The sequence below is a fragment of the Pedobacter frigoris genome, from assembly GCF_032678645.1.
GTDB classification, from domain to species: Bacteria; Bacteroidota; Bacteroidia; order Sphingobacteriales; family Sphingobacteriaceae; genus Pedobacter; species Pedobacter frigoris_A.
The window spans coordinates 51,434-66,229 of record NZ_JAVTSP010000003.1; the positions used below are offsets into that span (position 1 = coordinate 51,434).

The following is a 14,796-nucleotide window of genomic DNA, read 5'->3' on the forward strand; positions in this document are numbered from 1 at the left end:
GCGAGAGCGGGTTCCGGAAGACAAAAAATAGCGTGTGAAGGATTCCCGATAAATCGCGGCAAGCTCTGAAACAAGTTCAGGATTATGAAGGAAAAAGAGACAGTGATATAGGCATAGTATAAAATCATGAAGAAAAACATCGTAAGCAATATTATTACAGGATTACTTATCGTATTCGCCTTGATCCTGGTATTTAGCCCTGATGCAAAAGGCTGGATGATCCAGAACCTAATGAAAATTGGTCTTTTTCAGCCGGAAGTGCCATCAAAAGTGGTGACTGAACAATCAGATTTAACCAATGGCACAGCCGTGTTGTTTAAAGATGCTAATGGAAAAGTGATTGATTTGACTTCACTGAAAGGCAAAGTCGTGTTCATTAACTTTTGGGCAACCTGGTGCCCTCCCTGTATCGCAGAAATGCCTTCCATCAACGGACTTTACAAGAAATATAAGGACAATACAAGTGTGGTATTTATTATGGCAGATGTGGATGGTACCATAAACAGTTCAACTGCATTTATGAAGAAAAAAGGATATGTTTTGCCAGTTCATATACCGGCAAGTAGTATGCCCAGAGAATATTTCTCAGGTTCCATGCCCACTACAATTATTCTTGACAAGCAAGGAAGACTATCATTTAATCATGTAGGCGGTGCAGATTACAGCAATCCGGAAGTAGCAGCATTTATAGATAAACTGCTGAAAATGAATTTATAGTTTAGCATACCCTAAGAATTCAATCTCTTTGATGTCTTTGGTCAGATGTGTTCGCCCCTCTGTCAGCAGATAGAGATCATCGCTGACGTCAATGATATCTCGAAACATATGATCAGTAACCAGAAGTCCCTTTGCTTTTTTCGTTTCCACTAATAATTCTTTTACTGTTTCAATCATTGCCGGACTCAGGTGTGAAAATGGTTCGTCAAGCAGGGCGAATTTAGAGCCAGATTTTAGTACAATATAGATTTCCACTAATCTGCGTTGCCCTCCCGAAAGATTTTTGATCCGGCTATTGTATTCTGTTTTAAACTCAGGGAATAAGGCTTCGAACTCGTTATACTCAAGATTGAAATCTGAAAATATGGATTTTAACTTTAAAAATTTAGGGATAAAATTGAACTGCGGTAAATAGAGTAATATTTCAGGCTTTTTGTACGCCTCAAGCAAGGGCAGTCCATCTAATCTGATTGATTTATCTGTGGTGTTTAGCGTTCCGTAAATGATGTTCATCAGGCAAGATTTGCCATTTCCATTTCTACCCAGCAGGCCTGTTATTTTTCCTGTTTCACATTTGAGATAGATGTTTGAAAGAATTTTTCTGTTCCCAAATTCCAGATTGATTCCGTCAGCTTCTAAAGTATGCTTCATATTGGCAGTATGGCTTGTAAGTATGCTTGATTTTGAGTATATATGAATATAAGCAGCAGGTAAACTATCATATCTAAAGCCATGGTATACCACCACAGTGTTTTTTTAGAATATCCGAGGTTTTGGTAATAGTAAAAATCGCTCTTCTTGTACTTGCTGAGGTACAAATAAATTATACCCAGGGTGGCCGCTTTAAACCAAAATGCGAACGCAAACCCTTTCAATCCTACCATCATGACAAAAAATGCACATACGTTGGAAATGATCAGCGAGAGCAATGCAAAGTTTTGATAAAAACGATAGAGTATGTTTATAGTCTTCCGGTTCATGAGTGCGCGTGGACATTTGGTTCTTGTGATGTAATGATAGTGAAATTTGACCGATAAAAAAATGCATTCTGCCGGCTTCAGTTGGTGTATGATCAAAATAGTATAGGGCAGGGGCTGTAACAAACTTAGCTTTACATCGACTAATTGTAGTAAATAAAATTTATGAAACGAATATTACTATTGCTGGCAGGTGTCGGGTTAATGTTGAATACTAAAGCTCAGTTTCCGATTGGTGGACTGGCGCCGGCCAAGTCTAAAATAACAGGCCGTATTACCGCTTTAATTCTTGATTCAGCTACAAAAAAACCAATTGATTACGCCAGTATATCTCTGACTAAAGCAAAGAAATCTGTAAATGGTGGCGTAAGCGATAGTAAGGGTAAGGTAACATTGCAAAATGTAACACCTGATGAATATAGCTTTGTGGTGGGTTTTTTAGGATATAAAACAAAAATAGTTACTGTAAAAACGACACCTGAAAAGCCCGATCAAAATCTGGGAACAATTTATTTGACCTCAAGTACAGGAAGCCTGAAGGAGGTGGAGATTTCCGGACAGAGAGCATTAATTGAAAATAAGGTAGATAAGCTGGTGTATAATGCAGAGGCGGATATCACTAATGCAGGAGGTGATGCGTCAGATGTGATGCGTAAGGTGCCTATGCTTTCGGTTGATATTAACGGCAACGTACAACTTCGCGGAAGTTCAGTCAGGGTATTGATTAATGGAAAACCTTCGGGTACTATGGCGAATAGTGTTGCCGATGCTTTAAAAATGATTCCGGCAGAACAGATCAAAAGTGTAGAAGTAATTACGAGTCCATCAGCGAAATATGATGCAGAAGGTTCAGGTGGTATTATCAATATCATCACTAAAAAAAATACAGCAGAGGGAACAAGTGGTAGCGTTAATGCTTCGGCCGGAACGCGTTCGAATAACGGGGCTTTTAATCTGAATGTTAAAACCGGACGTTTAGCTGTGACAACAAGTTTAGGGGTAAATCATGCCTATCCGCAGAATTCCAGTGTGGTCACGCTAAATAATTCGGTGGTAAACGGGGAATCAAATACAATTTCTCAAAATGGTTTTTCTAAGTGGTCGAGGCTGGGGTATAACGGTAGTGCCGGGTTGGACTATGACTTAAATGGTTATAATAACTTCAGCACTAATGTTAAAATCAATAATTTTTCCAATGGAGGTCCTGGAAGTTCTGATGTTTTGGTGAATGGTGTTTTTTCGCAGAATATCAGGGATATGGATATGAGTTTTAATAACCTGGACTGGAGTGCCGACTACAGAAAAACGAGTAAACGCGAAGGGGAGGAGTTTAGCGTATCTGCCCAGCTTTCTACAGGAAGAAACGGGAGTGATTTTTCTAACAGATTTTTAAGTCCTGGCATTGCAGATGTGATGGTGCTCGGAAGCAATACCGGTAAAAACAACGAATATACATTTCAAAGTGATTATACCTATCCGTTTAGTAAAACGACGACATTGGAGACTGGGATAAAAGGAATATTCAGGGATATTTCCAGTGACTATGATGTCAGCACGCAAGATTTTGACTATAATCAAAATGTCGCATCTGCTTATGGAGTTTTGGGTTTTAAGCTGACAAAGAAGATTACTGCTAAAGCCGGACTAAGAGCTGAGTATACCAAAATTGATGGGCTTGCCGGCAATACGTTGAATTTTGATAATGATTATTTCAACTTGTTCCCAAGTTTGATTTTGTCTCAAACACTAAAAGGCATGACTACGGTTAAGTTAAGCTATAACCGTAGGATACAGCGTCCGAGTTTATTTTACCTGAACCCATTTAGAAATGAGAGTGACGTGTTTAACCCGATGGAAGGAAATCCCAAATTGTCTCCTGAACTTACAGATAACATAGAACTTGGTTATTCAACTTATATCAAAGGATCGGTGATCAATGCTTCTGTGTTTTACAGGAATACAAGAGATGTAATTGAAAGCGCTATCCAGCCTTTTGTCGATGATCAGGGAGTGGGTAAAAATCTGACTACTTACATAAATGTCGGGACAAGTCAATCTTATGGATTTAATGTTTTTGGATCATATAATCCGAAGCCGAAATGGACGCTGATGGCAAACTTCGGGCTGAATACTTATGAAGTGAACAATGCAGAAAGCGATTTGAATACTGGGACATTCTTGAATTATAATGCATTTGCACGATCTGCTTATTCATTATCGGGTGGTTGGAGCACTGAGTTATGGGGAGTTATCAATTCACCAAAACGGACTTTTCAGGGTAAAACAGATATGATGTATTTTTATGGGGGTGCAGTGAAAAAAGAGATCCTTAAGAAAAAAGCGACAATTGGTGTGAATGTATTGAATCCCTTCAGCAGAGATTTGAATATTAAAACAACAAATAAAACCGCTACTTCTTTGCAAAGTACGAATATTCACTATCCGCTGCGGTCATTCGGTCTGAACTTTAGCTATAACTTTGGTAAACTGAAGTTTACACAGAAAAAGTCAATTAAAAATGATGACCTTAAGAAAGAAGAAAATCAGCAGCAAGGAGGGGGAATGGGAGGTTTACAGGGAAACTAGTTTTTAAATAATTCATTATAATTTGTTGCCATCAACTCAGGAATACTAATTTTGTCAAAATAGTAAATAAACAGGTATGACTTTTTTTGATGCAGTTATAAGCAGAGTTGAAGATTTGGTGGTTCGTGAAGAATTGCAGGAGCGGGTAGATATTGTTCAGCATAAAATTAAGTTTATGGATAAAGTACCTGTTGTGTGCATGTCTTCGGACAATGAATATCAAAATGAACTCGAAGATGTTATCACAGCGGCGGGAGGTATTTTGGAAAAGGATGTGATGTTGGCCAGGGTTTTAATTTACCATGAAAGAGATACGAACATGTTGCAGCTGATGGGGTCTGTGCCTTCATTACTGCAAAATGAATGGCCATCTGTAGCCTACAACAGGGTTTATTTATACGATGACCGCCCTGTGATTGCAGATGCTGTAACTGCAGTTGATGCTTTAGAAGATCTGGCCGAAATGCTTTATCCTGGTTTTTTTGTTTTTGGTAATGAAGGGAAAACCTGGATGAGTTTTAAAACGCAATAAACTTATCCATTTGCTGGTGGGTAAATTTCAAAGTGTCTTCTTTATGCAGATCGCCATTTTCATCCAGTTCCAGTTTTATTGAAGAAATGTGGATTCTTAAAGGCAAAACGTTTAGGTGCAGATAACTACATACCCCTCCGAAATGATCGATGCCTCTTATGTTTCCGTACTTTCCTGACGAGAGGCCAACAAGGGCAGCCTTCTTGTCGTAGAAGCTTTCAGGGAAATTGCAGGCGTCAATAAATGTTTTGAGCACTCCGGGAAAACTTCCATTGTATTCAGGGATGATAAAAAGGAATTTGGAGGTCTCAGCAACCATTTGCTGTATTGGCTCAAAAAGAGCGGATCTTTTTCCATAGAGATCTGTTGCAATTAGGGAGGAAGGTAATTCTTCCAGGCTGAAAAGATTGGTTTCCAGGCCTTTTAATTTCAAAGTTTTCTGATAATATTTGGCAACTTTCAGCGTATTACTTGCAGGTCTGTTTGTGCCTGATATGATGGTGATCATTTGTAAATTGTTAATAAGATGTGTAAAACACTTATGGCTTTAATACTAACTTTGCCATTTAGTTTGTATCTTAGCTATTCGTTAAAATATGCCTAAATCCATACAAAAATAGCATTTTTTTATAGATTTACGTCGAGTAAAAACAAGCCTTAAGAGATTAATTGTAAATATTAATAAGATAAATGAGTAAAATTATCGCATTGGCAAATCAGAAAGGTGGCGTAGGTAAAACTACATCATCCATCAACTTAGCCGCAAGTTTAGCCGTATTAGAATATAGAACGTTATTAGTAGATGCTGATCCTCAGGCCAATTCAACTTCAGGTATTGGTTTTGATCCAAGAAGTATAAAGAATAGTATTTATGAGTGCATTATCAACGATATAGATGCTGTAGATGCAATTCAAAAGACGGAGACGCCTAACCTTGATTTGCTTCCGGCGCATATAGATCTTGTTGGTGCTGAGATTGAAATGATCAACCTGAACAACAGAGAGTATAAAATGAAGGCTGTGCTGGAGAAGGTGAAGGATCAGTATGATTTTATCATCGTTGATTGTTCGCCGTCACTTGGTTTGATTACGATCAATGCTTTGACTGCTGCTGACTCTGTAATTATACCGGTACAATGTGAATATTTTGCATTGGAAGGTTTGGGTAAATTGCTGAATACGATAAAAATTGTACAAAACAGGTTGAATCCCGATCTTGAAATAGAAGGTATCTTGCTGACGATGTATGATGTGCGTCTGCGTCTTTCTAATCAGGTCGTTGAAGAAGTAAAAACTCATTTCCAGGAATTGGTTTTTGATACCATTATTCAACGGAATACACGTTTGAGTGAAGCGCCAAGCTATGGTGTATCTGTAATTATGCATGATGCAAATTGTAAAGGAGCAATTAATTATCTGAATCTGGCGCGCGAGATTGTCCGTAAAAACGGCATGGTGAAAGAAGAGGCGACAGAAACTACAGCAATTATATAAATTATTCTTAATGACATCTTTTCAGCGAAAAACAGGTTTAGGTAGAGGATTAAGTGCGCTTTTGGATGACACTGAGGCAGCGAACCCACCTAAAAACGGAGTAAACCCTGTAAGCGAAACCAGGCAGGAAGGTAATACAAAAAATAATATAGGTCATATCAATATCAGTGATATTGAAACCAATCCTTACCAGCCCAGGACTGAATTTGACCAGGTGGCTTTGAATGAACTTTCGGAGTCTATAAAAGTACAGGGACTAATTCAGCCGATTACTGTAAGGGCGCAACCTAATGGAGGTAAATATCAACTGATCTCAGGAGAGCGCAGACTGAGGGCATCTAAGCTTGCAGGTCTGACTGAAATACCGGCGTATATTCGTACCGCCAATGATCAGCAGATGCTGGAGATGGCATTGATAGAAAACATTCAGCGCGAGAATTTAAATGCAATTGAGATTGCATTGAGTTTTCAGCAGATGATGGATGAATGTAATCTTAAGCAGGAACAGCTTGGCGAACGTGTAGGTAAGAACCGGACAACGGTGACGAACTACCTGAGGTTGCTGAAACTTCCACCAATTATCCAAATCTCTATAAGAGACCAGAAAATATCTATGGGGCATGCCAGGGCATTGATCAATGTTGACCAGGCGGATAAACAGCTTTATATTCACGACGAAATCATCGAAAAAGGACTTTCTGTTCGCAAGGTAGAGGAGTTGGTAAGGAGCATCAATAGTGTTCAGGTTAAAGCTAAACCAGCCAAAAGAATTCCTGCAGCTTCTTTCGAGTATCAAAAACTACAAAAAGACCTGGCTTCCAAATTTGCTACCAAAGTAAAATTGAAAGTCGGTGAAAACGGAAAAGGAGCCATTGAGATCCCTTTTGTATCTGAGGATGACTTAAGCCGTATCTTAGAGCTATTAGACTGGTAATGTATAGAGCTGTCCTTGTATCGGTACTGTTTTTATTTACTGTATTTACTGCGGTAGCCCAGGTTCCTGTGAAGGATAAAAAGGATAGCCTTAATAGCCTGAAGGATACTACTGAAAAGGCTAAACCGATGGTTCTTAATGCAGGTAAGCAGGTCAAAATAGCAGTTGATACAGGAAAGACGAAGTATGTAAACCAGGGGAAGATAGCAGGTAGAAGGGCGGCCATTAGTTCAATGATGTTGCCGGGCTTAGGCCAGATTAGAAATGGTGTAACTGTATATCGTTTGGCTAAAGTTGCGGGTATATATACGGGAGCGACTTTTTTAACACTTTCGTATATTGACAATAACAAAATGTATAAGGTTTTTCTGAAAGAACTTCAATACCGCAAGGACAATCCGGGGAAAACACAAAACGTTGATTATGCACGCGTTCCAACAGATGGAATGATCCTGGCAAAAGATAATGCAAGAAGGAACAGAGAAGTAGTTACTTTTTCTTTTGTAGGTTTGTATTTACTGAACGTAGTTGAGGCGTATATAGACGCAAGACTAAAGTATTTTGATGTTGGTGATATCGCTGGGATTAAGCTGTCTCCCGGATTAATAAATACAAATGACATATATGGGTTTAATCAGGTTACGCCAGGAATCAAACTTAGCATGTCGTTTTAGGCAAATAATGGATATCAATATATATTCATTACAATTAAAAAATAATAGATACTAAATGAAACCTGCGCAGCAAGCTTCATTACAAAAAAGCAATAAATACTAAATGAAAATAGCATTACTCGGTTATGGTAAAATGGGGCAAATCATAGAACGGTTTGCGCTGGAAAGGGGACATGAAATAGTCCTGAAAATTAGTATTGACAATCGCGAGGATTTAACTACATCAAATCTTCGTAAGGCAGATGTTGCAATTGACTTTAGTTCGCCTGATGCTGCAATTAGTAATATTTATGCTTGTTTTGAAGCAAATTTGCCTGTTGTAGTTGGAACCACAGGCTGGTATGGTCAGTTACAGGAAGTGAAGAATGAGTGTCTATCCCGTAACAATTCATTGCTTTATGGATCAAACTTTAGTATTGGAGTTAATTTGTTCTTTCACATCAATAAGATAACGGCCAGATTAATGAATAATTTCCCTGCTTACGAGGTTCAGGTGGAGGAGATACATCATACTCAGAAGCTGGATTCGCCAAGTGGTACCGCTATGACATTAGCAGAGGGCATCATTGATAACCTGGATAGAAAGTCGGAATGGGTAAATGAATTGGTAGGAACGCCATTTGAAGATGTTGTAAAGAAAGAACAGCTGCTGATTGAGTCTCATAGAATTGAGAATATACCAGGAACACATACTGTGGTTTACAGTTCAGAGGTAGATGAGATTGAGTTGAAGCATACTGCGCACAATAGATCTGGTTTTGCGCTCGGCGCGATAGTAGCTGCAGAATGGCTGGAGAGAAAGCAGGGTTTTTACAATGTAACCGATATGTTTGATTTTAAATAACGCAGATCATCACGATTTTTAGACCATGCAGTGGGATGAGCAAATCTGATGACTTCATCAAAATTGAAAGACAGTATATATATAAACGAAAAATATGAGTTGGAAATTCTGGCAAAAAAATAAGGATGCCGAGCCAAAGAAAAAAAAGACTAAAACAAGAGAATGGGTAGATGCTATTCTTTTTGCGGTTATTGCAGCAACAATTATCAGGGTATTCTTTATAGAAGCATATACTATACCAACCGCTTCAATGGAGCGCTCGTTGTTGATCGGTGATTTTCTTTTTGTAAGTAAAGTAAATTATGGTGCCCGTATCCCTATGACACCTGTGGCATTTCCATTTGCACATCATACGATGCCTTTAACAGGTACCAAAGCATATTGGGATGGCGTACAATGGAAATATCGCAGACTGCCAGGAACTTCTGACATAAAAAGGAACGATGTAGTGGTTTTCAATTATCCGCAGGGAGATACAGTTGCTTTGGAGCAACAGGATGCTGATTACTATCAAATGGTGAGGAATAGTAGTTGGAAATCAGTCAACACTCAATACACTATCATCAGCAGGCCTGTAGATAAGAGGGAAAATTACATCAAAAGATGTATCGGAATAGCTGGTGATGTAATTAGTATGAAAGGTGGTCTTGTTTCTGTAAATGGAAAGCAGGAAAAATTGAAGAATACCGGGCAAATGACTTATGAAGTTGTTTTTAAAACAACGGACATAAATTTCTCTCTATTTGAAGATATGGGCTTTAACATTCAGGAAGACATTTCTCAAAGAGGAAGTTTGTTCTTCTTTAACGCTACAGAGGACATGATGGTTGATGTGAAAAAGCTTGATTTTGTTCAATCTGTAAAGCTGGATGTAAAGGCTGAAGGCGAAAGAGAATCAGATGTTTTTCCTTTTGACCCAAACAGAAATTGGAACGTAGATAACTTTGGACCATTCGTTGTGCCGAAAAAAGGCTGGACAGTAGCATTAGACAGCGCCACGATGCCGCTTTATGAAAGAAGCATCAGAATTTATGAGGGTAACACGGTTGTGAAATCTGGTAATGGATGGCTGATTAATGGTAAGCCTGCAACCAGTTATACTTTTAAAATGGATTACTACTGGATGATGGGGGACAACAGACACAGGTCACTCGATTCCAGGTATTGGGGATTTGTTCCAGAAGACCACATTGTTGGAAAGGCACTGTTTATCTGGATGAGTTATAATACCAACGGATCATTCTTTAACAAGATAAGATGGAACAGATTGTTGAGAGGAATTAAATAGTCTTATTTACTTTTTTTTGAGAATGGATATATAAAAATATATCCATTTTTTTTTGCGTCAGATATGTGCGTAAAACACCTTTTTCTTTAAAGGAGCCGAAACTTTAAAATTTTTTTAAAAAGCATTGTATTTTGTGGTAAATAAAATTTAAGTTTATACTAATTAACGTATTAAGAGGTGTCAGCTAGCAATAAAAAATATCACCAATTAAGAAAAGAAGTCATTAAGCAGCTGTATTTTAACAAGATGCTTACTTTGACTGAGCTCAGTACGCGTACGCACAAAAGCCTTCCTCTGGTGACGAATACAGTTGGCGATCTTGTTCAGGACGGTTATGTAGTTGAGTCAGGTTTAGCGCCATCTACCGGAGGAAGGAGAGCATCTACTTTTTTATTGAATTCCCAAAAAAAACGATTTGTTGTGTCTGTAGCAATGGATCAATTAACCACACAGGTTGTTATCTATGACCTGATGATGAATAGGATAAAGCAACCTGAAATTCTTGAATTCCCATTGACTGAAGATTCTGCAGACTTAACAAAACTCGTCGGTTTTTTGAAAAACTATATCTCAGGTTCAGGAATCGCTGCGGACGAGATTTTGGGAGTCGGAATTGGAATGCCAGGTTTTGTAAACTCCAAGCAGGGGATTAATTATACTTTTTTCAAGTTAAAAGGAAGTGCCACTTTACGGGGATACCTTTCTAAAGAGCTAGGTTTTCATGTATATATAGATAATGATTCAAGTCTTATTGCTTTAGCAGAGTTGAAATTCGGTGCTGGTGCGGGTTTAAAGGATGTACTGGTTGTGAATATTGGATGGGGAACCGGGTTGGGTATGATCATTAATGGCAGTATCTTCAGAGGTCACAGTGGCTATGCTGGTGAATTTAGCCATATTCCACTGTCTGATAGTAACAAACTGTGCTCCTGTGGAAAACGGGGATGTTTGGAAGTAGACACCTCTTTACTGGTGCTGGTTGAGCGGGCGAAGAACGAAATGGCAGCTGGCGTGAGTTCTAAATTAGAACATTTATTTAAAGATATAAGTAAACTACCTGGAGACCATTTTCTGGAAGCAGCCCAGGCGGGAGATCCTTTAGCAGTTTCAATACTGTCTGAAGCTGCGTTTTTAATTGGTAAGGGACTGGCGACTTTAATCCATATCATGAATCCAGAACTAATTGTTTTGGGGGGAAGGGGCTCTATAGCGGGCAAAATATTGATGGCGCCAGTACAACATGCAATTAATGAATTTTGCATTCCAAGATTGGCAGAGCAAACTACGATAGCAATTTCTACCCTTAATACATCTTCGGAACTTCTCGGTGCAGCAATTCTCGTAGTGGAGAACTGCGAATTTGCTTAGCACCTGTTTTTTAGTATATAGAACTATTAATAACTACTAATAATTACTAACCTAAAAACTAATCAAAATGAAACAATTTTACTTGAGGTGTTTTACAGTACTGTTATTTAGCCTAATAGCAGTTGCTGCTTATGCACAGAAGAACGTAACCGGAACGGTAAGAGATCCGGAAGGGCTGCCCGTGCCAGGGGCTAGTGTCCTTCAAAAAGGCACTAATAATGGTACAATAACTGATGCTGCTGGAAAATTTGCTATTACGGTTCCAGAAACGGCAACTCTGGTTGTAAAATATGTGGGATATCTCACTAAAGAGGTAAGTGTTGGGGGTAGTGCCGTGATTAACATCCAGTTGGTTGCGGACGAAAAAGCACTAAATGAAGTTGTAGTGACAGCCCTTGGAGTGAAAAAAGAGAAAAGGGCACTTGGTTATGCCTCAACAACAGTTAAAACAAGTGAGCTGGAGAATGATGGTTCTCCATTGAACAGCTTAAGTGCTTTATATGGTCAGGCACCGGGTCTAAGGCTCAGTTCTACAGCTCTTGGGCCATCAGGAGGATTAAATGTCAATATTAGAAATGCTGTTGCCCTTATTGAAGGATCTTCAACCAAGCCTTTGTTCGTAATTGATGGTATCCCTATGTTAGACGGACCTACCGATATCAACAGAAGTACTGGTAATGGTTTAAATGATCTGAACATGAATGATATCGAATCATTCGAAGTATTGAAAGGCGCTAAAGCATCAGTATTGTATGGTTCAGAAGGTGCAAATGGGGTAATCTTAATTACCACAAAGAGTGGGGGTAAAAAAAATGGCTTGGGAATTGATTTTAGCTATAGCAGGTCTTTTGATGATCCATGGATCATGCAGGAATTTCAAAATGAGTTCGGATCCGGCTTTCCGGCGCCGTGGAGCAATCCTGGAACCGTCGATGCTGAAGGGTTTTTCATAAGAAATAGTCAGCAGGCATATTATGCGACTAACTATAACTTCGGGCCTAAGATGGATGGACGTGAAATTTTGTGGTATGATGGTGTCAAAAGGCCATACGTTGCTCAGCCAGATAATATAAACGCTTTCTATCAAAATGGTTTTACAAATAATGTGAACGTATCGATACAAGGTGGCGGAGACTTGGGTAATTTCAGAACATCATATAGCAGAAATGACTATAGAGGTATTTTTAAAGGATATGACCTGAATGACAATAAATTTATGTTTAGTGGTGATATCAAAGTAACAGATAGGGTTAAATTTAAGTTGGTGAGTACCTACGTTAATACATTTAGTCACAATTCCCCTAGTCAAAACCAGGATGCTTTTGTAACCTATGGTATACCCCGTAATTTAGACGTAGAACGTTTAAGTAAAGAGCAGATTGTTGATCCTGAGACCGGATATTTTTGGTGGTATGTTAATAATCGACAAGCACAGAATCCAACAGGAGGAATTGTAAGAGATCAGTTGGCATTGAATTATTTCTGGAAGCAAACGATGAATTCTTATGATAATACACGCGAACATTTTATCAATTCTGCAACAGTAAGCATTAATTTAGCCAAAGGTTTAAGCCTTGAAACTCTTGGCGGCTTCGATTTAGTTTCAAATCATGGGGAGACCAAAGAAAGGGTGACCCGTCCTTTAATTGAAGCTGCAGGTGGATATTATGGCATTAATAATAATAAGGAAATGAGAATTAATGCTCAAAGTTTACTACACTATGATAAACAGCTTACTGAAAATCTTGCATTAAATGCATTTGTAGGTGGTGTAATTCAGAGAAGAACCTATGAATCCGTTGGCAGATTTACCCGCGGTGGATTTATCACAAGAGACTGGTTCTCATTGAATAACAGTAAAAATGATGAGTTTTATAATTCGGGTGACAGAGCATATAGCAGAAGGTTGAGTAGATTAGTTGGGTTATTAGCTTCAGCTCAACTAAGTTATAAAGATTGGTTGTACGTTGAATTACAAGGTCGTAGAGATGCATCCTCTATCCTACCACCCGCAAACAACGTTTACTTCTATCCTGGTGTAAGTGCTTCATTTATATACTCGGACGCACTTAAATTGCCAGATTGGCTTAGCTATGGTAAATTAAGGGCTTCATGGGCAGATGTTGGCAGGCCAGGACCTGAGTATTTCTCGAATGTAATATATGGAATTGGCAATTATGGTGGTGTGATTACCAATAGTCCTCCTGGAGACCTTCCTCCAATTAACTTACAGCCTGAAAGAAAACGAGAGTTTGAAATAGGGCTGGAGAACAGGTTCTTGAAAAACCGTGTTGGGTTTGAATTTAACGTATATCATGCCTCTACTTATAATCAAATTATGGGATTGAGCGTTGCGCAGGCAACAGGAGTAGGTTCTCTAAGAATCAATGCCGGAGAGATTACGAATACTGGATTTGAGTTGAACATTTACGGTACGCCAATTCAGACCAGAGATTTTAGTTGGAATGTGGTGTTTAATGCCAGTCAATCAAAGCCTATGGTGAAAAAATTGGATAAAGGAGTTGATGAACAAATTTTATGGGGTGCTCAGGGAGCCACTGTAGTTGCTTATAAAAACGAGCCTTATGGTCAGATTAAAGTGAATTCTTATACTACAGATCCGGTAAGTGGCAAAAGAGTTGTTGGTGCAGATGGGTTTTACAGTAACGATGCGACAAAAAAGGATGTTTTAGGAACCGTTATCCCAACTGCAGTCGGCGGATTAAACAATACCTTATCTTATAAAGGAATATCACTAGATTTTAATTTAGATTATTCGTTTGGAAGTAAAATGGTCTCTCAAACCAACATGTACATGGTAGGTAATGGTTCTGCTAAAAATACAGTAGAGGGTAGAGATGAGGCTCATGGTGGACTTCCTTACTATGTTAGAAATGACGGAAAATTTGTTGGGTTGCCAAGTCACAGCAGTGCCCTTCCGGCTGACTCACAATATCCTTTCATCATGCACAATGGTGTTATACTTGATGGTGTTAAAGCAGACGGGTCACCTAATGACATTATTATTACTGCTGAAGATAAATATGCATACTATTGGAGAAGCTTTATGGATATTCAACCTGATATTGTTTACAAAAACGATTATATCAAGTTAAGAAACATAACTGTTGGTTATACTTTACCTAATAAACTTACCAGCAAAATGAAAATCCAAAAACTAACCGTCTCTGTGTACGCAAATAACCTGGCATACCTTTATAAAACTATGCCAAATGTTGATGCGGAGTCTCTTAATGGTACAAATGCATTCTATGAAAATAATGCGTGGCCTGCAGTGAGAAGTTTTGGTGCAAGCGTTAGGGCATCATTCTAAAATCAGTAATAATTAATTATGAAGTTGTCATAATAACTAAAAAATATT

Annotated in this window: 12 protein-coding genes; 10 read left to right on the forward strand and 2 right to left on the reverse strand. The window is 38.6% G+C overall.

The window, feature by feature from the left end; genetic code table 11:
• Nucleotides 1-126 precede the first annotated feature (126 nt).
• Nucleotides 127-717, forward strand: coding sequence for a TlpA disulfide reductase family protein (locus tag R2Q78_RS10810; protein WP_316791683.1), 591 nt, complete (start codon nucleotides 127-129; stop codon nucleotides 715-717).
• On the opposite strand, the gene R2Q78_RS10815 is transcribed toward R2Q78_RS10810, so the two are convergent.
• A complete protein-coding gene (locus R2Q78_RS10815) occupies nucleotides 712-1,368 on the reverse strand; it encodes an ATP-binding cassette domain-containing protein (RefSeq protein WP_316791686.1) in 657 nt (218 codons plus the stop codon). The two genes, R2Q78_RS10810 and R2Q78_RS10815, sit on opposite strands and share 6 nt — an antisense overlap.
• Nucleotides 1,369-1,859: 491 nt before the next feature.
• On the opposite strand from R2Q78_RS10815, the gene R2Q78_RS10820 reads away from it, so the two are divergent.
• Nucleotides 1,860-4,280 carry an outer membrane beta-barrel family protein gene (locus tag R2Q78_RS10820; protein ID WP_316791689.1) on the forward strand — a complete coding sequence of 807 codons (2,421 nt, stop codon included), beginning with the start codon at nucleotides 1,860-1,862 and terminating at the stop codon, nucleotides 4,278-4,280.
• A 76-nt stretch (nucleotides 4,281-4,356) separates the two neighbouring features.
• Complete coding sequence (locus tag R2Q78_RS10825; protein ID WP_316791690.1) at nucleotides 4,357-4,812, forward strand: hypothetical protein; 456 nt, start codon at nucleotides 4,357-4,359, stop codon at nucleotides 4,810-4,812.
• On the opposite strand, the gene R2Q78_RS10830 is transcribed toward R2Q78_RS10825, so the two are convergent.
• Nucleotides 4,799-5,320 carry an NAD(P)H-dependent oxidoreductase gene (locus R2Q78_RS10830; protein ID WP_316791692.1) on the reverse strand — a complete coding sequence of 174 codons (522 nt, stop codon included), beginning with the start codon at nucleotides 5,318-5,320 and terminating at the stop codon, nucleotides 4,799-4,801. The genes R2Q78_RS10825 and R2Q78_RS10830 overlap by 14 nt on opposite strands.
• 182 nt (nucleotides 5,321-5,502) lie before the next feature.
• On the opposite strand from R2Q78_RS10830, the gene R2Q78_RS10835 reads away from it, so the two are divergent.
• From R2Q78_RS10835 to R2Q78_RS10865, 7 genes are all read left to right on the forward strand, one after another.
• Nucleotides 5,503-6,306, forward strand: coding sequence for an AAA family ATPase (locus tag R2Q78_RS10835; protein WP_316791694.1), 804 nt, complete (start codon nucleotides 5,503-5,505; stop codon nucleotides 6,304-6,306).
• Between the two features lie 10 nt (nucleotides 6,307-6,316).
• On the forward strand, nucleotides 6,317-7,240 hold the full coding sequence (locus R2Q78_RS10840; protein WP_316791696.1) for a ParB/RepB/Spo0J family partition protein: 924 nt from the start codon (nucleotides 6,317-6,319) through the stop codon (nucleotides 7,238-7,240).
• Entirely contained in the window at nucleotides 7,240-7,914 is a 675-nt protein-coding gene (locus R2Q78_RS10845) for a DUF5683 domain-containing protein (RefSeq protein WP_316791699.1), read from the forward strand. The genes R2Q78_RS10840 and R2Q78_RS10845 overlap by 1 nt, the downstream gene beginning before the upstream one ends.
• A 103-nt stretch (nucleotides 7,915-8,017) precedes the next feature.
• Nucleotides 8,018-8,758 carry a 4-hydroxy-tetrahydrodipicolinate reductase gene (gene dapB, locus R2Q78_RS10850; RefSeq protein WP_316791702.1) on the forward strand — a complete coding sequence of 247 codons (741 nt, stop codon included), beginning with the start codon at nucleotides 8,018-8,020 and terminating at the stop codon, nucleotides 8,756-8,758.
• A 94-nt stretch (nucleotides 8,759-8,852) separates the two neighbouring features.
• Entirely contained in the window at nucleotides 8,853-10,046 is a 1,194-nt protein-coding gene (gene lepB / locus R2Q78_RS10855; RefSeq protein ID WP_316791705.1) for a signal peptidase I, read from the forward strand.
• 246 nt (nucleotides 10,047-10,292) lie between these two features.
• Nucleotides 10,293-11,414 carry an ROK family protein gene (locus R2Q78_RS10860; protein WP_316791707.1) on the forward strand — a complete coding sequence of 374 codons (1,122 nt, stop codon included), beginning with the start codon at nucleotides 10,293-10,295 and terminating at the stop codon, nucleotides 11,412-11,414.
• 67 nt (nucleotides 11,415-11,481) lie between these two features.
• Nucleotides 11,482-14,748, forward strand: a complete 3,267-nt coding sequence (locus R2Q78_RS10865) for a SusC/RagA family TonB-linked outer membrane protein (protein WP_316791709.1) — start codon at nucleotides 11,482-11,484, stop codon at nucleotides 14,746-14,748.
• Nucleotides 14,749-14,796 lie beyond the last annotated feature (48 nt).